27 protein-coding genes are annotated in these 23,415 nt (G+C 68.1%); 20 read left to right on the top strand and 7 right to left on the bottom strand.

The features are described from left to right. Positions 1–352: 352 nt before the first annotated feature. Positions 353–2,038, bottom strand: a complete 1,686-nt coding sequence (locus tag WS61_RS28165) for a metallophosphoesterase family protein (RefSeq protein ID WP_059505401.1) — start codon at positions 2,036–2,038, stop codon at positions 353–355. Positions 2,039–2,360: 322 nt separating this feature from the next. Between WS61_RS28165 and WS61_RS28160 the strand changes: the two genes are divergently transcribed. The 7 genes from WS61_RS28160 to WS61_RS28130 all read left to right on the top strand — a co-directional run bounded on the left by WS61_RS28160 (position 2,361) and on the right by WS61_RS28130 (position 7,649). Next, positions 2,361–2,660 (top strand): YXWGXW repeat-containing protein, encoded by a 300-nt coding sequence (locus tag WS61_RS28160; RefSeq protein ID WP_059505398.1) that lies wholly within the window; start codon positions 2,361–2,363, stop codon positions 2,658–2,660. A gap of 226 nt (positions 2,661–2,886) precedes the next feature. Then, positions 2,887–3,672: an RNA polymerase sigma factor gene (locus tag WS61_RS28155; protein WP_095211849.1), complete on the top strand. Its 786-nt coding sequence runs from the start codon at positions 2,887–2,889 to the stop codon at positions 3,670–3,672. After that, complete coding sequence (locus WS61_RS28150) at positions 3,669–4,088, top strand: hypothetical protein (RefSeq protein ID WP_059505396.1); 420 nt, start codon at positions 3,669–3,671, stop codon at positions 4,086–4,088. Before WS61_RS28155 ends, WS61_RS28150 begins: the two co-directional genes overlap by 4 nt. Next, positions 4,085–4,588, top strand: a complete 504-nt coding sequence (locus WS61_RS28145; RefSeq protein ID WP_059505394.1) for a periplasmic heavy metal sensor — start codon at positions 4,085–4,087, stop codon at positions 4,586–4,588. The genes WS61_RS28150 and WS61_RS28145 overlap by 4 nt, the downstream gene beginning before the upstream one ends. Positions 4,589–4,817: 229 nt before the next feature. Next, positions 4,818–6,212 carry a DUF1800 family protein gene (locus tag WS61_RS28140; RefSeq protein ID WP_059505392.1) on the top strand — a complete coding sequence of 465 codons (1,395 nt, stop codon included), beginning with the start codon at positions 4,818–4,820 and terminating at the stop codon, positions 6,210–6,212. Positions 6,213–6,214: 2 nt separating this feature from the next. Then, complete coding sequence (locus WS61_RS28135; protein ID WP_059505390.1) at positions 6,215–7,372, top strand: DUF1501 domain-containing protein; 1,158 nt, start codon at positions 6,215–6,217, stop codon at positions 7,370–7,372. 58 nt (positions 7,373–7,430) lie between these two features. After that, positions 7,431–7,649 carry a YXWGXW repeat-containing protein gene (locus tag WS61_RS28130; protein ID WP_059505388.1) on the top strand — a complete coding sequence of 73 codons (219 nt, stop codon included), beginning with the start codon at positions 7,431–7,433 and terminating at the stop codon, positions 7,647–7,649. A gap of 126 nt (positions 7,650–7,775) precedes the next feature. On the opposite strand, the gene WS61_RS28125 is transcribed toward WS61_RS28130, so the two are convergent. Then, entirely contained in the window at positions 7,776–8,972 is a 1,197-nt protein-coding gene (locus WS61_RS28125; RefSeq protein WP_059505386.1) for a tyrosine-type recombinase/integrase, read from the bottom strand. Between the two features lie 296 nt (positions 8,973–9,268). Between WS61_RS28125 and WS61_RS28120 the strand changes: the two genes are divergently transcribed. Beyond that, entirely contained in the window at positions 9,269–9,649 is a 381-nt protein-coding gene (locus WS61_RS28120) for a DUF4377 domain-containing protein (protein ID WP_059505384.1), read from the top strand. Between the two features lie 9 nt (positions 9,650–9,658). Here the strand turns inward: WS61_RS28120 and WS61_RS28115 are convergent, their stop codons facing one another. Next, entirely contained in the window at positions 9,659–11,044 is a 1,386-nt protein-coding gene (locus WS61_RS28115; protein WP_059505382.1) for a DHA2 family efflux MFS transporter permease subunit, read from the bottom strand. An 829-nt stretch (positions 11,045–11,873) separates the two neighbouring features. On the opposite strand from WS61_RS28115, the gene WS61_RS28110 reads away from it, so the two are divergent. Next, the gene (locus WS61_RS28110) at positions 11,874–12,551 is read left to right on the top strand and encodes a hypothetical protein (RefSeq protein ID WP_095211853.1); all 678 of its coding nucleotides are present in this window, start codon (positions 11,874–11,876) and stop codon (positions 12,549–12,551) included. 11 nt (positions 12,552–12,562) lie between these two features. Here the strand turns inward: WS61_RS28110 and WS61_RS28105 are convergent, their stop codons facing one another. Next, the gene (locus WS61_RS28105) at positions 12,563–13,789 is read right to left on the bottom strand and encodes an acyltransferase (protein WP_059505380.1); all 1,227 of its coding nucleotides are present in this window, start codon (positions 13,787–13,789) and stop codon (positions 12,563–12,565) included. A 492-nt stretch (positions 13,790–14,281) separates the two neighbouring features. On the opposite strand from WS61_RS28105, the gene WS61_RS28100 reads away from it, so the two are divergent. From WS61_RS28100 to infA, 4 genes are all read left to right on the top strand, one after another. Then, positions 14,282–14,518 (top strand): hypothetical protein, encoded by a 237-nt coding sequence (locus WS61_RS28100; RefSeq protein WP_059505511.1) that lies wholly within the window; start codon positions 14,282–14,284, stop codon positions 14,516–14,518. Next, positions 14,505–14,921, top strand: a complete 417-nt coding sequence (locus tag WS61_RS28095; protein ID WP_179949714.1) for a type II toxin-antitoxin system VapC family toxin — start codon at positions 14,505–14,507, stop codon at positions 14,919–14,921. Before WS61_RS28100 ends, WS61_RS28095 begins: the two co-directional genes overlap by 14 nt. Positions 14,922–15,343: 422 nt before the next feature. Further along, positions 15,344–15,547 carry a cold-shock protein gene (locus WS61_RS28090; protein ID WP_006483056.1) on the top strand — a complete coding sequence of 68 codons (204 nt, stop codon included), beginning with the start codon at positions 15,344–15,346 and terminating at the stop codon, positions 15,545–15,547. A 468-nt stretch (positions 15,548–16,015) separates the two neighbouring features. Then, a complete protein-coding gene (infA, locus tag WS61_RS28085) occupies positions 16,016–16,279 on the top strand; it encodes a translation initiation factor IF-1 (RefSeq protein WP_027780754.1) in 264 nt (87 codons plus the stop codon). 150 nt (positions 16,280–16,429) lie between these two features. Here the strand turns inward: infA and WS61_RS35335 are convergent, their stop codons facing one another. Together WS61_RS35335 and WS61_RS28075 are read right to left on the bottom strand one after the other, a co-directional pair. Continuing rightward, positions 16,430–16,771, bottom strand: coding sequence for a hypothetical protein (locus tag WS61_RS35335; protein WP_059505376.1), 342 nt, complete (start codon positions 16,769–16,771; stop codon positions 16,430–16,432). Next, the gene (locus tag WS61_RS28075; protein ID WP_059505374.1) at positions 16,768–18,156 is read right to left on the bottom strand and encodes an MFS transporter; all 1,389 of its coding nucleotides are present in this window, start codon (positions 18,154–18,156) and stop codon (positions 16,768–16,770) included. Before WS61_RS28075 ends, WS61_RS35335 begins: the two co-directional genes overlap by 4 nt. A 40-nt stretch (positions 18,157–18,196) precedes the next feature. Here WS61_RS28075 and WS61_RS28070 point away from each other — a divergent pair, with 40 nt between their 5' ends. Beyond that, the gene (locus tag WS61_RS28070) at positions 18,197–18,511 is read left to right on the top strand and encodes a hypothetical protein (RefSeq protein ID WP_157692789.1); all 315 of its coding nucleotides are present in this window, start codon (positions 18,197–18,199) and stop codon (positions 18,509–18,511) included. A 12-nt stretch (positions 18,512–18,523) separates the two neighbouring features. On the opposite strand, the gene WS61_RS28065 is transcribed toward WS61_RS28070, so the two are convergent. Then, positions 18,524–18,814 carry a hypothetical protein gene (locus WS61_RS28065; protein WP_157692788.1) on the bottom strand — a complete coding sequence of 97 codons (291 nt, stop codon included), beginning with the start codon at positions 18,812–18,814 and terminating at the stop codon, positions 18,524–18,526. Positions 18,815–19,067: 253 nt separating this feature from the next. On the opposite strand from WS61_RS28065, the gene WS61_RS35855 reads away from it, so the two are divergent. The 6 genes from WS61_RS35855 to WS61_RS28030 all read left to right on the top strand — a co-directional run bounded on the left by WS61_RS35855 (position 19,068) and on the right by WS61_RS28030 (position 23,349). Then, the gene (locus WS61_RS35855; RefSeq protein ID WP_034204763.1) at positions 19,068–19,316 is read left to right on the top strand and encodes a hypothetical protein; all 249 of its coding nucleotides are present in this window, start codon (positions 19,068–19,070) and stop codon (positions 19,314–19,316) included. A gap of 219 nt (positions 19,317–19,535) precedes the next feature. Next, a complete protein-coding gene (locus tag WS61_RS28055; RefSeq protein WP_059505367.1) occupies positions 19,536–19,835 on the top strand; it encodes a hypothetical protein in 300 nt (99 codons plus the stop codon). Positions 19,836–20,001: 166 nt separating this feature from the next. Continuing rightward, the gene (locus WS61_RS28050; RefSeq protein ID WP_059505365.1) at positions 20,002–20,646 is read left to right on the top strand and encodes a DUF1326 domain-containing protein; all 645 of its coding nucleotides are present in this window, start codon (positions 20,002–20,004) and stop codon (positions 20,644–20,646) included. Next, positions 20,643–21,434, top strand: a complete 792-nt coding sequence (locus WS61_RS28045; RefSeq protein ID WP_059505363.1) for a DUF2182 domain-containing protein — start codon at positions 20,643–20,645, stop codon at positions 21,432–21,434. Before WS61_RS28050 ends, WS61_RS28045 begins: the two co-directional genes overlap by 4 nt. Positions 21,435–21,487: 53 nt before the next feature. Beyond that, on the top strand, positions 21,488–21,835 hold the full coding sequence (locus tag WS61_RS28040; RefSeq protein WP_059505361.1) for a copper-binding protein: 348 nt from the start codon (positions 21,488–21,490) through the stop codon (positions 21,833–21,835). 260 nt (positions 21,836–22,095) lie between these two features. Next, positions 22,096–23,349 (top strand): collagen-like triple helix repeat-containing protein, encoded by a 1,254-nt coding sequence (locus WS61_RS28030; RefSeq protein WP_179949712.1) that lies wholly within the window; start codon positions 22,096–22,098, stop codon positions 23,347–23,349. Positions 23,350–23,415: the final 66 nt, after the last annotated feature.

The following is a 23,415-nucleotide window of genomic DNA, read 5'->3' as shown; positions in this document are numbered from 1 at the left end:
GCGGGTCCGATCGCGTCGAGCATCGCATTCCCGTCGGACCGAGCGTGGTGACAAGGAGGAAGCCGGGTTCCTCGGTCGACAGATCGATCGGCGGTCGGCCGCCGGTCGCATCGCGAATTTCGAGCCGTCGTTCGTATGGACCGACGCCGATGTCGCGATGTGCTTGCCGCAGCATCGTTGCGATGGCATGGAATACGCCGGCCGAAGGAGGAGGCGGACGCGTGTGAATGCGGTATTCGAAACGCATCCGCATGGACCGGTGTGCGCGGCGGCAGTGCAACTTGCGCCGCACCTGCCGTCCGCCGACGGTAACGCATCGGGCGCCCGCCGCGGCGAGCACCCGATGCGTCGATCACCGCTCGCGCCGCTTCTTGCTCAGCTCGATCGTCTCGAACAGTTCGTACTGCGCGGTCGGGCGCTGATCGGCGCCCGGCGCATGGTAGTAGCGCATCGTGATCGTCGTGTGGCCGCCCGGTTTGCCCGGATCGTGGTCGAACACCGCGATTCCGTAGCCGGTGCCCGTATCGCGGCGCGCGGACCAGATCGCGTCCTCGAGCGCATCGGCCGGCTGGCGTACGAACGTGTTCGGCGCGGTGCCCGGCACCGGCCGGTTCGGCTTCGTGAACACCTTCGCCTGCGCGAAGCCGGTCGACGGGTTTTCGCCGTACACGTCGAGCGGCGCGCTGGTGCCGCCGCCGCCGAGGATCAGGTGGATCGTGCCGTGACTCGTGTCGAACGTCGTACGGTTCGGATCGTTCGAGCCGACCGGCCGCGGCTGCAGCGTCTCGACCACTTCGCCGGTTTTCGCATCGACGCCCGCGCGGTGATTGCAGCCGCGCACCGGGTAGCTGCGTTCGTAGTCGTGATCGTGGCCGCACAGCACGAGATCGACGCCGTAACGGTCGAACAGCGGCAACCATGCTTCGCGAATGCCCTTGTCGGACCCGTTGCCCGTCTTCGACGAACTGAGCGCGTCCTGATGCATCTGCACGACGATCCAGTCGATGTCGTCGTCATGCGCGGCATGACGCAGCGTGCGCTCGAGCCAGCGCGTCTGCTCGCCGTTGCTGTAGCCGCGCACGTAGAACGACGTGCCGGGCTCGATCGGCGGGCGGCCGGTGCTCGCGGCCGGCACGAGCGGCGCAGGGCCGCCGACGAACGCGGCGGCATCCTGGTACACGACGTCGTCGGCGTCGAGCGACACGAACAGCACGGAGCTCACGCGGAAGCTGTACCAGCGGCCCGGAAAATGCGTGCCGTTCTCCGGCAGCGTATAGCGTGCAAGGTACGAGTCGAGCCCCTGCGGACCGTTGTTGAATTCGATCTCGTGATTGCCGGGGCATGGCATCCACGGACGATTCGCGGCCGACGTCTGGTTGTTGTTGCCGAAATCGCGCCACACGTCCGGCTGGTGCGCCGGGTTCAGGTTCGCGTAGCAGAGGTCGCCGTTCAGCAGGTGGAACAGCGGCTGGAACTGCTCGACGGCCTGCACCGCGAAGCGGCTCTGCGGCGACGACAGCACCCACGCGCCGTTCGGCGTCGCGAGATCGCCGTAGCTCGTGAAACGAAACGGCGCCCGGCCGCGCGGCGCGGTCGAGAAATTCGCGGAAAACGGCTGCGCGGCATTGCTGTCGTTGTCGGCGGTGATCTCGTAGCGGTAGCGCGTATCCGGCTTCAGCCCGTGCACGCGCGCGTGGTACGCGAACACGGTCTCGCCGTTCAGGCCGTCGGTGTACAGGCGCTGGACGCCGTGCACGGTGCGCGCCGGCTCGCCGTCGGCGACGATGCGCGCGCGCGGATTGACGGCCGCGGCGAGCGACGCCCACGAGATCACGACTTCGGACGTCGGGTCGTTGCCCCACGTCAGGTGAACCTGCTCGGGCGTGCCGTCCGGATTCGACGCGGCGGCACGGGCTGCCGCGAGCCCGCCGGCGGCGGTGGCGAGGCCGGAGACGCCGGCAAGTTTCAGGAAGCCGCGACGCGACACGGAGGCGGCCGGCTCGTTCGGCTGGTCAGGGAGAGTGTCCTGGTTCGACATGGTCGGTGTTTTCGTTGAAGGGACGCGAGACGTGGAACCGCGCGGCCATGCGCGAACACGGCCGGGGCGTGGGCCGGAAACGAGCGGGATCCCGGTCGCATGCATTGTCGAAGGGCAGTTTTGCCGCGTTGTGACAGTGCCGCAACCCTGCGCCTGCGGCGGCCGATGTGCAGGGGCGCGCGTCGCGGCCTGCGATCCGCTCCCGCGCACGTTCGATTCCCCCGAAATTAATTTGCCGATACCGCGACGGATTTCTCCCGCTTGCTCCGTTTAACGCATGAACGACCGCTTCCGGTCGATGCCCGTTATTTCGGAGTCTTTCATGAAACTTTCTGTTCCATTGCGATTGGCCGCCGGTTGCCTGGCTGCGCTCGCGACGTCGGCCGCATTCGCGCAGGCCGTCATCGTCGCGCCTTACGCGCCGCCGCCGCCGCGCGTCGAAGTGATGCCGGCCCCCCGTGCGGGTTACGTCTGGGATCAGGGGCACTGGCATTGGCGGCAGGGCCGCTACGTATGGATTCCGGGCCACTGGCAGGTCGTGCGCGTCGGTTACCGCTGGGTGCCCGGACACTGGGCCGCGCGCGGCCCGGCCTGGCGCTGGGTGCCGGGCCACTGGGCCTGACGTGCACGCCGGCGCGCGGCACGCGGTGCCGGCGCAGCGGATTTTTCACGCAACCTCATGAGTCGTGGCGATGCCTTTTCGAACCATCGTGATAATGGCGGTCGCAGCCATCGTGCTGGCCGGCTGCGTCGTGGTGCCGGCCCGTCCGGTGTATTACCGGCCCGCGCCGGTCGTCGTATATTGAGCGCGCCGGCCGACGGTCGCGCGGCCGGCCGACAGGATCGACATGCGGCGCGAACCGGATGTCGATGAGACCGGCACGGCCGACGCCGTGTGCGATGCCGGGCGCGACGCGCGCGGCGTCGACGAAGCGTCGGCATGGCGCCGTCCGGCGATGGCCCGACGCATGCAAGGAGAGCACGACGATGAGCTTCAGCCGGGCGGCGGGGATCGCTGCCGTGACAGTGCGGCGCCCGCGCGCCGCGCGACGGAGCAGGCGACGTTGAACGATCGCGGCGACCGCGATCCGGACGCGGAACTCGTCGCGCGCGTCGGCGCGCGCGATGCGTCGGCGGTACGCGTGCTCGTCGCGCGCAAGCTGCCGCGGCTGCTCGCCCTGGCGACGCGCATGCTTGGCGACCGGAACGAAGCCGAGGATGTCGCGCAGGAGACGTTCCTGCGAATCTGGAAGCAGGCGCCGCGCTGGCGGGAAGGCGAAGCCCGCTTCGACACGTGGCTGCATCGCGTCGTGCTGAACCTGTGCTACGACCGGTTGCGAGGCCGCCGCGAGGAGCCCGTCGACACGCTGCCCGACGTGCCCGACACGCAACCGGAGCCGGCCGCGCATGCGGAGCTGCGTTCGCGCGACGCGCGCGTGCGGCGGGCGCTGGCCGCGTTGCCGCCGAGGCAGCGGGAAGCGCTGGTGCTCCAGTACTATCAGGAAATGTCGAATGTGGAAGCGGCCAACCTGATGGGCATCACCGTCGATGCGCTGGAAAGCCTGCTTGCCCGTGCGCGGCGCAACCTGCGCGCGCAACTGGCCGGCGACCCACCTAGCGAGGACAAGCGATGACACCCGAACGATTTCGTACCATCGTCGCCGCGTACGGCTCGGACGCGCGGCGCTGGCCGGCCGGCGAGCGCGCTGCCGCCGAGGCATGGGCGCATGCGAACCCGCGCGAAGCGCTGCTGGCGCTCGACGAGGCGGCCGACCTCGACGCATGGCTCGCATGCGACACGGTCGCGCCGCCCGCGCCGGCGCTCGTCGAGCGCATCGTCGCAACGGCGCCCGCGCCGCAGCGCGCACGCCGGCGCGGCGCCGTATGGTGGTCGGGCGCGGCGTTCGCCGGCGTCGGCCTGGCCGGCGCGCTCGCGGGGGCGGTGGCCGTGTCGATGCTGATGCTCGGCAGCGCGCCGTCGGTACAGCACGAGTCGGGCTATCTGACGACGACGTTCGGCGGTCCGAGCGTGGACGGGGGCGACGAATGACCGAGCGCGGCTGGAAATTCACCCTCGTCGGCTCGGTCGTGCTGAACGTGTTCATGCTCGGCGCGATCGGCGGCGGCGCATATCAATGGTTCTCGACCTACCGCGACCAGCATGTGCCCGGCACGCCCGCATCGCGTACCGCGTTGCGTTTCGCGGCGGATGAATTGCCCGATGCGCGCCAGCGCGAGTTCGCCGCCGTGCTGAAGGCGGCGCGCAAGAGCGGCCGCGATTTCGCGCGGGAAGGGCGCGACGGTCGGATCACCGTGCTGGACCTGCTTGCCGCGCCGCAACTCGATCGCGCGGCGATCGACGCCGCGCTCGACCGTACGCGCGCGGCCGACACCGCGCTGCGGGCGCAGGTCGAGCGCAGCGTCGTCGATTTCGCGGCGACGCTGACGCCCGACGAGCGCGCGAAGTTCGTCGACGGGTTGCAGCGCAGCGGCAACTGGCGTTTGCCGCCGAAGCTGCAGAAGAAGCCCGACGCATCGGCGAGCGAGTAAAAGGAAACCGTGCGCGGGCGGCCCGCGATTCGATCTGCGTGTTGCTCGCGCGTCATGCGTATGCCGGTTCCGGCGAGTCGCGCGGTCGTCGTCCGTTGACGATGCATGCCGCCGTGCTGCGAAACTTCCGCCTGCCGTTTCCCCGATCGCAAAAAATATTTCCCCTCCCGCGACGGATTTCCCGGTGCCCTTACGTTGAACGTGAGTACGCACCGCAAGAGAGCCCGTCATGGACCACCCGAACGACTCCACGCCGGCCGCGATCGCGCTGAACCGTTTCGGCCTCGGCGCGCGAGCCGACGAAGCACCGCCCACCGACCCGAAGGCCGCCTTGCTTGCCCAGTTCGACCGATACGACGCACGGCCGGCCGCATGGGCGGGCGAGCCGGACGCGGTCACGCTCGCGACGCGCTTCGCGAACACCCGCAACGCGATGACGAGCGACGACGCGGCCGCCAAGCGCGCAACCGCGCAGTCGATCCGCCGCGACGGCTACGACGCGTATCGCAGCGCAGTCGCCGCGCGCATGAACAGCGCGCTGAGCACGCCCGCGCCGTTCGTCGAGCGTCTCGTGCATTTCTGGGCGAACCATTTCGCGGTATCGGTCGACAAGGGGCAGGTGGCCGCATACGCGGGCGCATTCGAACGCGACGCGATCCGCCCGTACGTGCTCGGCCGTTTCGAGGACATGCTCGTCGCCGTCGAGCAGCATCCGGCGATGCAGACGTTCCTCGATCAGGCGCGCTCGGTCGGCCCCGACAGCCCGGCCGCGCTGCGTGCGCAAGCACGCAATCCTTCCGCGAAGCGAGGGCTCAACGAGAACCTCGCACGCGAAATCATGGAGCTGCATACGCTCGGCGTGCGCACCGGTTACACGCAGGCCGACGTGACGGAATTCGCCCGCGCATTGACCGGCTGGAGCATCGCCGGCGGCCGCGGGCCGCAACCGGGCGATGCGGCACCCGGCGCATTCGTGTTCCGCCCGAATCTGCACGAACCGGGCACGCGCACGGTGATGGGCCGCACCTACGATCAGCCGGGCGAAGCGCAGGCGCGCGCGATCCTGCACGATCTCGCGCGATCGGAGGCGACCGGCCGGCACATCGCATTCAAGCTCGCCCGTCATTTCGTCGCTGATACGCCGCCGCCCGCGCTGACCGAACGGCTCGCGCGTGCGTTCGATGCGAGCGGTGGCGACCTGCCGGCCGTCTATCGCGCGCTCGTCGACGCGCCCGACGCGTGGTCGCCGGTCGACCGCAAGTTCAAGACGCCGTGGGAGTGGGCCGTATCGTCGCTGCGCGGGCTCGGCTGGCGCGACACCGGCGATCTGAAGGCCGCGCCGCTGCTGGCTCAACTCGGCCAGCCGGTGTGGCGGCCGGGCTCGCCGGCCGGCTACGACGACGTCGCCGCGAGCTGGGCCGCGCCCGACGCGCTCGTGCGCCGCGTCGAGATCGCGCAGCGCCTGGCCGCGCGCACGGGCGACCGGCTCGACCCGCGCACGCTCGGCAACACGCTGCTCGCCGGTTCGATGAGCGCGCCGACCGCGACCGCGCTCGCGCGCGCCGAAAGCGCGACGACGTCGCTTGCGCTGCTGCTCGTGTCGCCCGATTTCCAACGGAGATGACCATGGCACTGTCCCGCCGACAATTTCTCAGCGTTGCCGCCGCCGGCACGGGCGCGATCCTCGTTGCGCCGCGGATCGTGTTCGCGAATGTCGACACCGACCGGCGCTTCGTGTTCGTGATCCAGCGCGGCGCGGCCGACGGCCTGAACATCGTCGTCCCGTACGCGGAGCCCGCGTATGCGTCGCTGCGCGGCCCGCTCGCGATCGACACGGCGGCCGCGACGAAGCTCGACGGTACGTTCGCGCTGCATCCGTCGCTCGCGCAGACCGCGCAGTTGTATCGCGACGGTCAGGCGCTGTTCGTCCATGCGATTGCATCGCCGTATCGCGACCGCTCGCATTTCGACGGCCAGAACGTGCTCGAAACGGGCGGCCGTGCGCCGTACCAGGTGAAGGACGGCTGGCTGAACCGGCTCGCCGCGCTGCTGCCGGCGACGCGCGACAGCGCGATCGCATTCGCGCCGACCGTGCCGCTCGCGCTGCGCGGCACGGTGCAGGCCGCGTCGTATGCGCCGTCCGGCTTACCGGCCGCGCCGGACGATCTGCTCACGCGCGTGTCGGCGCTCTACGAAGCCGACGCGCAGCTCGGCCCGTTGTGGCAAGCGGCGATGGAGGCGCGCGGTCTCGCCGGCGATGCGCATGCACGGCAGGACCCGGCCGGCGTCGGCAAGCTCGCCGCGACGTTTCTCGCGCGCGACGACGGCCCGCGGATCGCGATGATCGAGACGGGCGGCTGGGATACGCACAGCGCGCAGAACGCGCGGCTCGCGAATCAGTTGAAGGCGCTCGACACGATGCTCGCCGCGTTGCGCGACGGCCTCGGCCCTGCGTGGCGGCAGACCACGGTGCTGGTCGCGACCGAGTTCGGCCGGACGGCCGCGGCGAACGGCACGGGCGGCACCGATCACGGGCAGGCGTCGGTCGCGATGCTCGCGGGCGGTGCGGTGGCAGGCGGCCGTGTGATCGCCGACTGGCCGGGGCTGCGGCCCGGCGATCTGTACGAGGGGCGCGACCTGAAGCCGACTGCGTCGCTCGACGCGCTGATCGCGGGCGCGGCTGCCGAAAGCCTGCGGCTCGATCCCCGCCGCACCGCGGCAGCGCTGTTCGCGGAAAGCGGCGCGACGCGGCCGATGAGCGGCCTGATTCGCAGGGCCACGTGACGCGGCACGTATCGGCGATTGGCCCCGCCGATCGATTACACAACAGGGAGCATCGACAATGAAGATCCGATCCGTTTCGCTCGCCGTGCTGGCGAGCGCGAGTGCCGTGCTGATGTCCGCGTGCGTGGTCGAACCCGTGCGGCCGCCGCAGCCGGCGCCTGTCGTCGAGGTGGCGCCGCCGCCGCCCGCGCCCGGCTATCGCTGGGCCAAGGGGCATTACCGGTGGGCCGGCAATCACTGGGCGTGGGTGCCCGGGCACTGGGTGGCGGTGTACTGACACGGCAAGCGTGTCGACGTGCCGTGCGGCGAGATCAACGTGCCGGAGACGCGCGACCGTGCGAAGTGCCGCAGCAACGGTGGATCCGGCGGGATCGACCTCGTCCGTCGAACGGCGGAACGCAGTCTAGTCCCACCCGATCCGGTGCTTCTCTTCCGTCTCGCGATGGCGCCAGTCGTCGTCCGCGTGAAGATACTGGCTCGTCGTCGTGAGCGACACATGGCCGAGGTTGTCGCGCACGAGCCGCAGGTCGACGCGGCCGTCGGCCATGTGCGAGCCCGCGCTGTGACGCAGCCAGTGCGCGGACGCCTGTTCCAGCACGCGCGCCGGTTGTTCGCCGGCATCCCCTCGAGCACGCAGCCGGTCGGCCGCGAGCCGGAACACCTGCTTCACGATCCGGTGCAGCGCCGCGCGCGTGAGCGGCTTGCGCGTCTGGCCGAGCGGCAGCACGAGCGGCGTCGGTTCGTCGTCGAGCGGCAGCGCGGGCAGGCCGTGCGCGCGTCGGTAGCGCGCCAGCTCGGCCATCATCTCGTCGGTGGCCGGCACGAGCCGCTGCCGGCCACCTTTGCCCGTCACGTCGAGCCACCAGCGCTCGTGCCCGGTCGCATCGCGCCGGCAGAAGAATTGCCCCATCGTCGTATCGGCCGCTTCGGTGATGCGCAGCCCGCCGAGATACAGCAGCGTGAACAGCCAGCGTGCGCGATCCGCATGGAAGCATGCGCGGGCATCGTCGCGCGGCATCGCGGCGATCGCGTCCTTCACCGATTGCCACAGCGGCTGCCCGAGATGGCGCGTGACGCGCGGCGAGGGCCGGCGCTGCCGCTGTCGCGACAACGCGAGCGGATTGCCGGCCAGATAGCCGGCCTGCACGAGCCACGAGAACATCACGTTCAGGATCACTAGCGCCTGCCGCTGGCTGGCTGCCGACAGCGGCCCGTAAAACGGCCGCCAGCGCGGATCGTCGCGCGGATGCTTGCGGCCGCCGTTCGCGCACCACAGATCGGCCGGCGCGGGCGCGAGCAGGAACTGCCGGTAGACCGCGAGATCCTCGTGCGTGAGCGACGACAGCGGCTTGCCGCACGCGATCACGGCCCACAGCAGCAGGCGTTCGGCTTCCTTGCGGTAGTTCTGGAACGTGGTCGGCGTATCGACGAAGCGGGCGAGCCACGCGCGCACGGCGTCGAGGTCGTTGGTCGCGGCGATCTGCGGATGCGCGCTGCCCGAGCGGTTGGTGCCCGTGCGTCCGTCGAGCGCGGCCGGCACGGCCAGCGTATCGATCGGCAGCGGGCGCAGCGCGGTGTCGGACGGAACGGATGAGGTCATGCGAAGGGAACGCGCCGTGCGAACCGCGCGGGCTTGGCCTGGTGGACGAACGCGGCGCGCCAAGGCGTATCGGAAAGCGTCGATGGTACACGATCGCCGCACGGTGAAGCCGCTGTCGACGGCGATCGCGTGGCCGGCGATGATGCGCGCGGCGGCGCCGGAACAGCGCAACGTATCGGCTCGCGCGCGACATCCGATGAATGAGCGTGCTCGAACGCGTTTCGTAAGGTGTTCGTGAACCTTCTCGCCGGGCGGCTCGTCTAATTGGCCCTTCAACGCTCCCGGAGGCATATCAGATGATTCGCAAGATCCGAACGCTGCTTGGCGCGGCCATCCTGGCCGGCAGCACGCTCCTCGCCGGATGCCAGACCGATGCGGCGGCCACCGCGTCGAACGCCGCCCGCCCGGCCGACGGCGAGCCCGTGGCCAAGACCGTCTACGTCGCGCCGCAGTCCGCGCGTTGCACGGGCGTCGCGCCGATGGAGTGCCTGCAGGTGCGCAGCAGCCCGAGCGAGCCGTGGAGCCTGTGGTACGCGGGGATCGAAGGGTTTGCGTACCAGCCCGGCTACCTGTACACGCTCGAAGTCGACGAATACCGCGTCGCGCGGCCACCGGCCGACGGCTCGTCGATCCGCTGGGTGCTCAAGCGCGTCGTCGAGCGCCGCCAGGTGAACTGACGGCCGCGATCACGCGGAAGGGCGCGCCGCCGCACCGGCCGGCGCGGCCGTATCGATCCGCCGGAACACGACGGACGACAGCAGGGTCACCGCGCCCATGCACGCGAACGACAGCATGAACCCGTGCGCCGTCGAGCCCCGATAGGCGGCGAACAGATTGACGAGCCCGCCGCCGATCGACACGCCCAGCCCCATCGCGAGCATTTGCATCATCGTGAACAGGCTGTTGCCGCTGCCCGCGTCGGCGTGCGACAGCCCCTTGAGCGTTACGCCGTTCATCGCCGCGAACTGCATCGAATTCGCCGCGCCGAACACGATCAGCAGCACGCCTTCCAGCACCGGCGCGGGCCGCGCCGACACCAGCGCGAACCCCGCGATCGCGCAGCCGACGATCCCCGTATTCACGACCAGAAACGCCGCATAGCCGAAGCGCTTCACGAGCGGCGCGATCCACCGCTTCGCGATGACGCCCGCGATTGCGGCCGGCAGCATCATCAGCCCCGATCGCAGCGGCGTATAGCCGAGCTGCACCTGCATCAGCAGCGGCAGCATGAACGGTACCGAACTCGTGCCGATCCGGCACAGCAGGTTGCCGAGCAGCCCCGACCCGAAGTTCGGCTCGCGGAACAACCCGAGCCGGAACAGCGGCTGCGTGCGTCGCCGCGCGTGGGGCAGGTACGCCAGCGCGCTCGCCAGGCCGAGCCCGGCGAGCGCGGCAGACCACGCGGCGCGGTGCGTGGACATCGGCGGGTCGATCGCGAGCGACAGCGCGATCATCGCGGCCGACAGCAGCGCACAGCCGACGAAGTCGAACGGCGGCGGCTGCGTCGCCTGGTCGTGCGGCAGATAGCGCTGAACCGCGATGAAGCCGATCACGCCGACCGGCACGTTGACGATGAACACCCAGTGCCACGAAATCGCCTGCGTGAGCCAGCCGCCGAGCGTCGGCCCGACGATCGGGCCGAGCTGGCCGGCGATCGACACGAACGCGATCGCCGCGACGTACTGTTCGCCCGGCACGCGGCGCAGTACGGCGAGCCGCCCGATCGGCAGCAGCATCGAGCCGCCGATGCCCTGCACGGCGCGCGCGACGACGAGCTGGCCGAGCGTGTGCGATGCCGCGCAGCCGATCGACGCGAGCACGAACACGAGGATCGCGACCGAGAACACGCGGCGCGTGCCGAACCGGTCGGCGAGCCAGCCGGAGGCCGGCGTGAGCATCGCCATCGTGAGCGTGTAGACGACCACGACGGGCTGCATCGCGAGCGGCGACGCATGCAGGCTTTGTGCGATCGAGGGCAACGCGGTGTTGACGATCGTCGTATCGAGCGACTGCATGAAGAAGGCAGCGGCGACGATCCAGAGCAACGCGGAATGTGTGGGTTCCCGGGACATGGCGAAATCGGTGGTACGAAGGTCGGTGCCGGTGCAGGGTCGTGCGGCGCCCGCTCGATGGTACCGATTCCGCCGGTCGTCGGGAAGCGGTCTCGCCAACCGCATCGAGACATGATCCGGCTTTCCGCTTCTGCATCCGTTCGACGACGTCGCACGACCTGAGCCGACCGGGCTCGCGCAGCATGTCGCGCGTGGCCGGACAAGATGCATGCGCATGCATCGGTATTCATCCTGCTTCGTCGCGCCGGATCGTGCATCGGCGACGCCCGGGCCCGGCACGAAGCTGCATTTTTGCAACGCATTTTCAATGCGCCGCTCCGTATGCGACCGATCGCAACGGCAACGCGCGTGCGCTGACGGCCGTCCGGCTTCGCTCCGCGGGCATTGCGCCATCAATGCGCGGTCGACACGCAACACGGTACATCGCGTGTTTGGGTGTCGCTCGCCGAATACGGATACGTTCATGAAACATTTCCGCTCGATTGCGACTCGCGCCACCACCTGTGCCGACTGATGGCGCTTTTTCCGCTTCGGTCAGCGCCGCATGGCACGCCCTTTGCGGTTCACCCGATGCCGCCCGCGCCGACGAATTTCGCCAGAACGATCCGCGCATCGGCGGCATGTAACGACATCGAAACAAACGGGGAACCGGATCGGGTCGCGCGCGCCGTGTGCTACGGCGCATGCGCAGCGCGTGTCGTATCGGCCACGCGCACCGCGCACCGCGCTCCGATCCGTCGAACAGCAAGCGTGCTTGCAAGGTGTCGTGCCGGGGTTCGCATCGCGCATCGCGACGAAGGCCGCGTGTGCGTCGCGTCGCGCCCGGCACATGTCGGGGGAGGTGCCCGTGAAAACGACGGTGAATCAATGGGCAGCGGTCGCGGCGATGTTCGTCGCGAGCGCGCATGCGCAGGAAATCTACCTGCAGGGCGGCACGCAGGGCGTCGGCATCGGGGCGGCCGTGAGCTTCAATTCGATGCTGGGCGCGCACGCGGATTTCAACGCGATCGATCTGACACATGACTTCACGGTGGCCGGCAATCGCTATCAGGACGACCTGAAGCTGCGCCAGGGCGGCCTGTATGCCGATGTCTTTCCGTGGCGAGGCAGCGGCTTTCGCGCGACGCTCGGGTTGCGCTTCAACGACGACGAGCTTCACGGCGTGTCCGTACCGACCAACGGAACCTACGTATTCGGCGGCAAGCGTTATCCGGCGCTTCCGGGCATGTATGCGGTCGCGCAAGCGCGTTATCCGACCGTGATGCCGTATGTCGGAATCGGCTACGGGCATCGGCCGGCGTCGAAAGGGCTCGGGTTCGTTGCCGATATCGGCGTCGCGTACGGGATACCGAAATGTTCGTACACGCTGTCGCCGGCACTGGCCGCGGCGGCCGGACCGGCGAAGAGCCAGGTGCTGATCGCGAGCGGGCTCGACTCGCTGCGGCAGACCATGTCGCGCTATCGGTGGTATCCGGTCCTGCAGATCGGCATCTCGTACCGTTTCTGAGCGCGCACGGGTCACGGCGTGACCGTTTGACGCTCGCGAGCGGGCTCCGCCGCGCGGCGTGCCGGGCGGGCGTCGTGGCGCTTGGCGATGAACGGATGCTCGACGTAGCGGTAAGTCAGCAGCGCACAGAAGACGGCAACCAGCGCGCACGCCAGCGCGAGCGCCCAGATGCCCGAATCGTCGACCGAATTGATCGGGAAGACGAAATGGTTGAACGCGTGAACGATCATGTACACGATCACCATGTGGATCATGTAGATGCTGAAACTGGCGGTGCCGAGCAGCGCGAGCGGCCGGGTCTTGAGCACGCCGTAGAACGTGTTCCCGCTGGCGATGCAGAGAAACGCCGGTAGCAGCGGCAGTGCGCCCGCGATCGAATACCGTTCGGCGGGAGACGGAGACATCGCGAGAATCAGCAGCGCGACCGTCGCCGCCGGTTTCGTGGCGAGCCGCGCACGGACCGCGGGGTGCCGCGACACCTCGTAGGCCACCGCGCCGAACGCGAACAGCAGCGCCATGCCGCCGGGCGGCCCGAACAGCGCCGCGCAGGCCGTGACGATCGCGAGCGCAAGCAGCTTGCGCCACGCACGCGTGGCGACGAACCACGCGAGAAACGGAACGGCGACGTAGAACCGCCATTCGTAGGCGAGGGTCCACCAGACGCCGCTCAGATACGGCGTGCGCTGCGCCCCGTTGATCGGGAACGCGCCGAACCAGCCGAGCGAAACGGTCTTGAGCAAGTCGGTCAGCAACTGCGTCGGTGCGTCGACGGCATGGCGGGGAAACCAGTAAAGCGTGCAGACGACGATGACGGCCGCGTAAAACAGATAGAGCGGCGCGAGGCGTCGTACGCGTCCGACGAAAAAGGTCCGCACGTCGAACGTGCCTCTGCATGCGCGTTCCCAGAACAGCAGGCCGGTGACCATGAAGAACATCGCGACGGGAATCGTCCCGAGATTGCGCAGGAAGTCGGTGCCGGCGCCCCAGACGCCGGTCGACAGCAATGCCTGGTTGCACGCGAAATGATGGAACACCACGGAGGTGGCCAGGAGGCCGCGGAACCCGTCGAGATTGCGATAGCGCATCGACAGCGACTTGTCGACGGCCGCTCGGTAGAACGGCACGTGCCGGGCAACCAGCCACGCGATGATCGCCACGGCCGCCACGCATGCCGGGAAGTAGAGTTTGTCGGGTGTCGGGGAGAACAGGGTTTCGAGAGAGGGCGTAACGAAGTCCACTGAAGAGCGTCTCGTGTCTTGGATCGGGATTTCAGGCACGGAGGGTCCGCGTCGATGCAAGGTCTTCTGCGCGCTTCGCACGGCGTTCGATCGCCGGTCTTGTGATCCGATGGTATCAAACGATGGCGACGGCCGCGGCCGGTTGTGCAACACGATGTTTCAGCGCGAATCGAGGCGACGGCCGGATTCGTGACGCTTGTCGCCGGCGGTGCTCGCGGCGCAAATCCCGTTCCTGGCTGGCCGGACATGTGTCGTGATCGACGGCGCTCGACTGGCCATCCGGCCGGCTTCCACGCCGTCCCGCTCCGGCTTACCTTGAGCGACAGCAGTTCGATGCGTCGGACCGGTGGCGGAAGATGGACGAAATTCTTGTCGTCGATTGCCGCAGGTCCGCGTCGACTCAGTGGTCCGTCCGGCCATGAAGGTGATAGCAATGCTTGCAATTTACCTTCATGGTGCTATCATTGATAGCAAATCTGGATGGAGGTACTCATGGCAAATCTTCTGGTGCGTAACGTGGATGACACTATCGTTCAAAGCCTGCGCGAGCAGGCAGCGGCCAATGGCAGGAGCGCCGAGGCCGAACACCGGGCCATTCTGGCCGACGCGCTCGGCCGGCCGAAGCGGCGGACTTTCGTGCAAGTGCTGATGAGCATGCCGGAGGTTGGCGAAGACGCGGATTTCCAACGTATTCAGGATTCAGGCGAGGTCCGGCGTGTTTTTGATTGATACGAACGTCATCAGCGAAATCAGGAAGGGCAAGCGAACCAACCGCGGCGTGCGGGCGTTCTTCAGGCAGGCCGAAGCGGACGCGAGCCCGCTTTACCTGTCGGTCGTGACGGTGGCCGAGTTGCGGCGCGGTGTCGATCTGATCCGTCATCGCGGCGATCACAGCCAGGCGTCGGCGCTCGAGGCCTGGATGACGATGATCCTGTCCGGCTATGCGCCGAACATCCTGCCGGTCGATATCGAGATCAGCCAGATGTGGGGGCATTTGCGTGTGCCCGATCCGACGCACGAACTCGACAAGCTGATCGCAGCCACCGCGCTGATCAACGATCTGACGGTCGTCACGCGCAACGTCGACGATTTCGCCCGCACCGGCGTCCGGTTGCTGAATCCGTTCGACTAGTGTCGCAGCGGCCGCCCGACGTCGTGTGAAGTCGGGCGGCCAGGCTACGCACGACGTCTGGCTCCCGTGGCCGGCTCGACACGGCCGCCACATTTCGCGCTCCGGGCACCGAATCGTCTGCCGGCGCGCTTTCGCGGCGCAACTCCGCCTTTTACCGTCCATGCTCCCGTCCCGACAGACGATGTAACGCGCTCGACCGATCGGCCTCCTTGACGGCGCCTGAAGGTCCGCGCTTGTGCGCTGCATCAAAATAACTTGACGAGGCGGTCGTTACCGCGTAGTGTCCGAGACCGAAGTCGTCAAGAAGTCCGATTGCTCATCATTGGCCGCACACCGTGCGGCAGTCGTTGGTCTCTCCCTCTTTGATTCTTTCTGTGCCCGTCGCGGGCGCATGTTCAATTATTTGTATTAAGGAAGTATTTGTGGATACCGGTACCGTCAAGTGGTTCAACGAAACCAAGGGCTTTGGTTTCATTTCCCCGGACAACGGCGGCGACGATCTGTTCGCCCATTTCTCGGAGATTCGCGGCACGGGCTTCAAGACCCTGGCCGAAGGCCAGAAGGTCAGCTTCGAAGTGAAGCGCGGCCCGAAGGGTCTGCAAGCGTCGAACATCACGCCGCAGTAAGCCGCATCGGCAGCGGTCGCCGAGCGGCGGCCGCTGCCGGATGGAGTATCGCGCGGGGCGCCGCATGACGGCGGCCTGTGCGTTCCGATGCGCACGACCGATGCATCGCGACATTCACGATGCATCGGTCGTGACGCCTCCCTCATCGCATGCGTGACCCGCGTGCGACGCAACGCCCTCGCGAAGCGCCTGGCGCTTCGCCTGCGCATCACCGCTTCAACGCATCAACCCGAGCAGGCCGCCGCCATGCCCCGTAGCCGGCGCGGTCCCGACTTGCGCGGCGCTCATTGCGCCGCCGCCACCGACCGCCCGAACGCCGCAACGCGCCGGGCTCCGATCGCAAGACAGGCCAGTGGCCCGTCTGAACGAACCGATCCCGGCCGCCTGCCGGCCGCCGTCCCGTTTGGGGGAGCCGGCGCCGGGCAGTCGCCGCGGCCGCGGTCAATCACCTTGTCTGGAGGAATTGGTTTGGCAAAAGAAGAACTGCTGGAACTGGACGGAATCGTCGACGAAGTGCTGCCGGACAGCAAATACCGTGTCACGCTGGAAAACGGCGTCGTGGTTGGCGCGTACGCGTCGGGCCGCATGCGCAAGAACCACATCCGCATTCTCGCGGGCGATCGCGTGACGCTGGAACTGTCGATGTACGACCTCACCAAGGGCCGCATCAACTTCCGGCACAAGGACGCGAACTCGCCGCGTCCGCCGCGAAGCGGCCAGCCGCGCCGCTGAGCGGCCACGACCGGTGCGCATCGGCGCGCACCGACCGACACCTGTTCGGCCGCATGGCCGGATGAACCGGATGAACGGCGCACGGTGCGCCGTTCATCGATCGCCGGCGGCGCCGTCGCGCCGCGGCGGCTTTTTCCGCCTCTCCCGCCTTTACCGGCGCCGCGCGTGTTCCACGCTCAGGCGGCCGCGTCCCGCAGGAAACTCCATCATCACGGTCCGCACGCGTCGGCGAAACGCATCGTCGTTCGCACCGGCCGACGACTGAACGAACGCGTTGCGACGCCGTTCGCCTGCGGCTTTACGCACGGGCAGGTGCGGCAATACATCGAGGAACTGATGCCGGCGCTGTTGCAGAAGCGCGCCGAACATCGGGCGCGCAAGCAGGGCCGGGAGCATCGTTGATTCGGGCGGCGGGTATAGGCTATGGCCGTCATTTGCGACGGTCGCATGCGATGCGCGCGGGCCTTCGTGCGGCCGGCCGCGCAGCGTCACGCCGATTGCTGCGCGCGTCGCACACTGACCGCCGATCCGGCAGCGCCCGCCAACTGCACCGCGGCACCGGCGAACATCGCCGCGCGCAACCCTGCGGTGCCGCCATGCGCGACTGCGAACAGCGTGCCGAGCACCGCGATCCCGAGCGTCGCGCCGGTCATCCGCGCGACGTTGACGAGCGCGCTCGCGGTGCCCGAGCGCGCGGCATCGACGGCGCCGACCGCGACGGTCATCAGCGGGCCAGTCGCGATCCCCATCCCGAGCCCCGTCATGGCGAGCCCGATCTCGGCACCGAGCAGGCTCGACGAACCGGCCGATGCACCGATCGCGGCGAGGCCGCTTGCGATCACCGCGACCCCACCGGCCGTCGTCACCTGCGTGCCGATGTGCTCCGACAACCGCCCCGAGCATGGCGATACGGCGACGAACACGAGCGCCATCGGCAGCAATGCGAGGCCGGCGCCGGTCGAATCGAGGCGGCCGGTGCTCTGCCACGTCAGCGGCAGCAGGAACAGCACGCCGTACATCCCGAACGTCATGCCGGTGGTCGCGGCGATCGCGCCGCGAAACGCGCCGATCCGGAAAATGTCGAGCGGCACCAGCGCGGATTCGCCGTGGCGGCGCTCGATCGCCACGAACGCGACGAACGACGCGACCGCGATGCAGCCGGCGATCGCGCATGCGACCGGCGTCTCGCGGAACACGATCGCCGCATACGCGAGCGCGCCGAGTGCGAGTGCGCCCATGACTTGCGCCGCGCCGTCGAAATGCCGGCCGTGCGGATCGGACGACTCGGGCACGGCCGGGATCGCGAGCAGCATCGCGGCGATGCTCAGCGGCACGACGACGAAAAAGATGCTGCGCCAGCCGAAGTGCCGGATCAGTACGCCGCCGAGCGTCGGCCCGATCGCCATCGCCACGCCGTTGCACGCGGCCCAGATGCCGAGCGCGCGGCCGCGTTCGACCGGGTCGCGCCACACGACCCGCACGATCGCCAGCGACGCCGGCAGCAACAACGCCGCGCCGACGCCGGCCAGCGCGCGGGCGGCGATCAGCACCGACACCGACGGCGCAAGCGCGCACAGCAGCGACGCGATGGTGAAGACGGCCGCGCCGGCCACGAAGACGCGACGGCGGCCGTACAGGTCGGCGAGCAGCCCACCGGTCAGCAGCAGCACAGCGTACGTGAGGTTGTAGCTGTCGACGACCCATTGCAATGCGCCGACACCGGCATGGAAATAGGCGCCGATCGCGCGCGTGGCGAGATTGACGACGGCCGTGTCGACCTGGGCCACGAGTACGGCGACGCACAGCGTGAACAGGGTCACGCCGCGGCGTTTGACGGTGCGTTCGGCCAGTGCGGCCAGTCCTTCGGTATGGGCCAAGGGCGGTGCTCCTCGGGTGTCGGTCGATCGAGTCTGGACGTTGCCTGCTGACAGCGTGGTGTCAGCAGCCGAGAAACATCCGGCGTGCAAGCGGCATGCCCGCGCGTCACATGACGACGTGGTTTGCGCCCCGGTTTCCGTCGGCGTCAGTGGGGTCGTGAGGGCCGGCGCGACGATCGTCGCGACCCGGGGCATTCGTGAGGCCGGCTACGACGTGCCGCTTGCGAGCATGCCCGCACGTGTCGTGAGGCAACAGAGCGACGCGAAGGCGAACGGCACGCGGATTCATTGGCAACCGGCGGCGGACTACCTGAAGACCATCAGGTCGATCGCCGGTTGGGCGGGGGCGCTTTGAGCCGCCCGCGATTCATGCGGCGCCGCGCTTGATCGCTCGAAATCCTTCCACCGTCGACACGAAGCCAGAAAATCCGAACGCGTACAACGCGTGTCGCAGGCGCGCGGAAAGCGGCGTGCCGTAAACCGCCAGAATCGCGTGGCCGTCGAGATGCATCGCGTCGCCGTGATGGTCGTCCACCGCATCCAGTATTCCGGCGCACCAGCTTTCGCGGTCGTCGCCATGACGCAGGAACAGGGTCACGCCGCCTTCGGCGGCTCGGTCCGACTCCGCCCGGCGCGTATTCCAGATCTGCCTGATCACGGGATCGTTCGTGTCGCTCGTCACGACCCACGTATGCCGCGCGTGCGCGGCGATGTCGTGAATTCGCTCGCCGCTGTCGGGATCGACGATCAGTGCAATCGTGTTCCGTGTGGTCATGGTGGTCCGCATTGCCGGCGCGAGTTCGATGGGCATTCCTGCATGCCGGTCAATCGGGTCGATACCGGGTCGATTGCGTCGCGCATTGCCATTGACTTAAGATCGGTCGGGAGATCATCCCAAGCCTTCAGCGCCAATGAAAAAGAGCATACGCCTGCGGGTCGCCGTCATCGCGTCGGCCGTTGCCGTGTACAGCATCTACATGCATATCCAGCAGTTGATCAGCGGTTGCATGTGGGTCAGGGGCCATCAGCGCTGCAGTTTCGAAAACAGTACGAATTTCCAGGGCCTGATGGATCTGGACCTGATGATCACCTGTTGCTGGGTCGCCGCGGCGGTAGTCGGGTGGATTTCCGTTGCGCAGGGCACGAAGAAACCGGGCTAGCAACGTCATGGTCGTGCTGCCCGATTGAACGGGCACGAAATACCGCTCGTCCGGACCGAACCCGTCAATCCGTGACAACGCGCATTCGCCGAAGAGTGGAGACGGTGTGCTCATGCATGCGAGTCCGAAACGAACGCCTGATTCCGCTGCCGGCGGACAAGATTATGCCGATCTCCGGAGACAGGCGTTGCATCGCGCGCCGCGCGAGGGGAGGTTCCCGTGCAATTTCCAACAGGATCGGTGGTTGCGCTCAGCTCGGCCGCGGCGACGATGTTCTCGATCGGCATGCTGTTTCTCGGCTACTGGGGATTGCACGAAGCATCGCCCTGGCGGTTCGGCGACTACGTCGTGATCGTGCTCGCGCTAGCCGGTTTCGCATGCCTCGCCAGCGTGCCGTTTCTCGCGACGTCGCCGATGAAAACACCGGACGACGAATCGCGAATGTTCGTCGCGCGGCGCGTGTTTCTGTGCGGCGCGGGCGCGGTGTGGTGGGCGATCGTCGCGTCGTTATTCGTGTGAGAACGGATGACGAGACGGTTTCCGGAACCGCGCGGCGAACGCATTCGGAAATGTCTTACGTGAGGCCGAAACCCACGTTTTTCACGCTGCCATTACCGCTTTGCTTTCCCCGATGGCGTGCACTAGATTCGAAGCGTTCGTCCGTTTCAGAGCGCGAGGTGGAGCCATGACGCCGTGGGAGATTCAGGGCACCGAAATGATCAGTTGCAATTGCTCATACGGTTGCCCTTGCCAGTTCAATGCGCTGCCGACCAACGGCAACTGCGAAGCGATGGGGGCGATTTCGATCGACAGCGGCCATTACGGCGACGTGGTGCTCGACGGCGTCAGGATCGCGGTGGTGTTCCAGTGGCCGGGCGCCGTTCACGAAGGCAAGGGAAAGTGCCAGCCGATCGTCGACGAGCGCGCGAGTCCGGCGCAACGCGATGCCGTGCTGAAGATCATGACCGGTCAGGATACCGATCCATTCGCGACGATGTTCTCGGTGTATGCGTCGACGCTCGAGCACGCGTTCGATCCGATCTTCACGAAGATCGATTTCGACGTCGATGTCGATGCACGGCGCGGCCGGATTCACGTGGACGGCGTGTTCGACGTCGCCGGCGAACCCATCCACAATCCGGTGACGGGTGCCGAGCATCGCGTGCGGATCGACCTGCCGAACGGTTTCGAATACGAGCTTGCCGAGGTCGGTTCGGGCACGGGGCGCTCGCAGGGCAACATCGCGCTGAATCTCGACGGAACGTATGCGCAATTCGCGCGACTGCATCTGAACAACCACGGGCTGATCCGGCATCGCGCCGCGGCATGACGCCGTTCGACACCTGGCTCGCGCGCGAGCGCGCCGTCATGCTGATCGGCATGGCCGCGCTCGTCGGCCTGTGCTGGTTCTACCTGTGGACGGGCGCGGGAACCGGCATGTCGGCGCGGGAGATGACGGCCGTCGCGCTGTTTCCGCATCGGCTGGCGGACGGCATGGGCAGCATGGATCCGTCTCTGCCGATCGTGATCGCGATGTGGTGGGTGATGATGATCGCGATGATGACACCCGGCGCGGCGCCGGTCGTGATGCTGTACCGGCGCGTGCTGCTGCAGCACGGCAACGGGGCGGCGGGATCGGCGTTCACGTCGGTGGCGCTGCTGGCCGGCTATCTGACGACATGGCTCGCGTTCTCGATCGGTGCGGCGTTGCTTCAGGCGCTGCTGCAGCCGGCCGGGCTGATCTCGGCGATGATGTTGTGGTCGAAGAGCGCGAGCCTTTCCGCCATCGTGCTGGCGCTGGCCGGACTCTATCAATTCTCGCCGCTGAAACGCGCGTGTCTGCGGCAATGCCGCGCGCCGGCGGCGTTCCTGATCGCGCACTGGCGTCCCGGCGTCGCAGGCAGCTTTCTGCTGGGCGCGCGGCACGGCATGGTTTGCGTGGGCTGCTGCTGGTTGTTGATGGCGCTGCTGTTCGTCGGCGGCGTGATGAATGTCGTGTGGATCGTCGCGTTGTCGCTGTTCGTGTTCGTGGAAAAGGTCCTGCCCGGCGGCGATCGTATCGGCCGGGTGCTGGGCGTCGTGCTGATTGCCTGGGCCGGCGTGACGTTGATCGTGTAAGGCGCGGCACCGGCTGGCAGCAGAAACACGCCGGACGCGAAGGGAGGCGCTCGATGAAGATCCGCTTTCACGCTGTCGCGATGTCGTGTGCGATGGCGGTCGTTGCAATGTCGGCACTCGCAGGCGGCGACATGTCGGGCATGAATTCAGGCGACGCGAGCATGTCGACGCAGGATGCGAAGCTGACCGATGCCGAAGTCAGGGAAATCGATGCAGGGCGCAGACTCGTGACGCTGAAGCACGGCGCACTCGACAACATCGGGATGCCGCCGATGACGATGGCATTCAAGGCCGGCGACGCGGCGATGATCCCGTCGCTGCATGTGGGCGACAAGGTCCGGGTTCGGGTGGAAAACGTCAACGGCACACTGACGATCGTGAAGCTGGTGAAGCGGCCGTGACGACGATGCGGCGCGTGTACGGTGCGCCGTCGATTTTCTCTTCTCGTGCTACGTAACGCGGGGGCGGTGTTACGTCAGCGTTATCGGACGGCCTGCACGGGCCGAGCCGGGCGGCACGATCCGGATCCGATGCGCGCTGCCCCGCAGCGCGGCCCGGACGGCCAGTGTAAGGCAATTGTGAAACTGTGAAGGAGGCCGATGGAAATGGCACGGTAGATGCTTGATGAAATGCTTGCGCTGAATAATGGACGGGGGCTTCCATGCGAAATCATTTCATCACGGCGAACGTTGCGCTCGCCGCTATGGCCGCGGCGTGTACGCTCGCGGCGTGCGGCGGAAGTGACATTACGGCGCCGACGCTTGCTGGTAACAACATTGGGACGAGCACGAGCGGGACGAGCGGTAGTAGTGGCTCAAGCGGCAGTAGCGGCACCAGCAGTAGTGGCACCAGCAGTAGTGGCACAAGCAGCAGCGGCACGAGCAGCAGTGGCACGAGCAGCAGCGGCACAAGCAGCAGCGGCACGAGCAGTAGCGGCACGAGCAGCAGTGGCACGAGCAGCAGCGGCACAAGCAGCAGCGGCACGAGCAGCAGTGGCACGAGCAGCAGTGGCACGAGCAGCGGCAACACCAGCGGCTGGGGCACGAGCGGCGCGCCGGGTACGAACGGTATCGTCAGTTCCATCGGCGGAATCGTGATGGACGCGGGCGCCACGCTCGGCAGCGTGAGCGTGCCCGGCGTCAGCAAGGGCGTCACCGTCGGGCCGGCCGATACGGTAACCGGCGTCGGCACGATCATCCGCGATACGTCGAACGCCGTGAGCGGCGGTCTCGGCCAGATCGGCATCGTACCGAACCCGGTCGGCACGACGGTCGGCAGCCTCGGCACGGTCGTTGTCGCGACCGGCAATCCGGTCAGCGGCATCAGCGAAACCGTCAAGGCGCTCGGCTCCGGCCCGCTGTCGCCGCTGGCGCCGATCACGACGCCGGTCAGCGGGCTGCTCGACACGGTGGCGAGCGGTTTGCGCACGGGCGGCGCGACGCTCGGCGCGTCGCTGTCGTCGGCCCCGGTCCAGCAGGCGACGCAGGCGGTCAGCACCGCGATCACGCCGCTCGTGACGACGGCGGGCCACCTCACGCAGCAGGTCGGCACCGCAACCGGCCTCGGGCAGCCGGTCGCTGGCCTGCTCGGACAAGTCGGCGGGGCGATCACGTCGGCCGGATGGAAAGTGACCGCCGCGTCGCCGCAGCCGATCGTCGGTGGCGTCGGCGACCTCGTCCGTGCGGTCGGCAACACGGTAACCAATGTGGGCGGCCTCGTGAACCCGGCCGGTGCGAACGGCGCGGTGCCGATCTCCGGGCTGGTGACGAGCGTGGTCGGCGGCATCCCGGCCACCGTGCACGACGGCGCCGCGACCGGTACGGGGGGCAGCTCGCCGCTGGGCGGCCTCGCCAATCCGCTCGCGCCGGTGACGTCGCTGGTGGGCGGCCTGCTCGGCGGCGCGGTCGGCAAATAGCCGGCGCGTACCGATCGTCATGCGGGAACCGGTCGCATGAGTGCGGACGGCCGCCGTCGATCGTCG

Origin of the sequence: Burkholderia sp. ABCPW 11, assembly GCF_001523445.1 — a bacterium.
Classification (GTDB): domain Bacteria; phylum Pseudomonadota; class Gammaproteobacteria; order Burkholderiales; family Burkholderiaceae; genus Burkholderia.
Note: the sequence above shows the minus strand (reverse complement) of the source record. Positions and strands in the feature narration are given on the sequence as shown.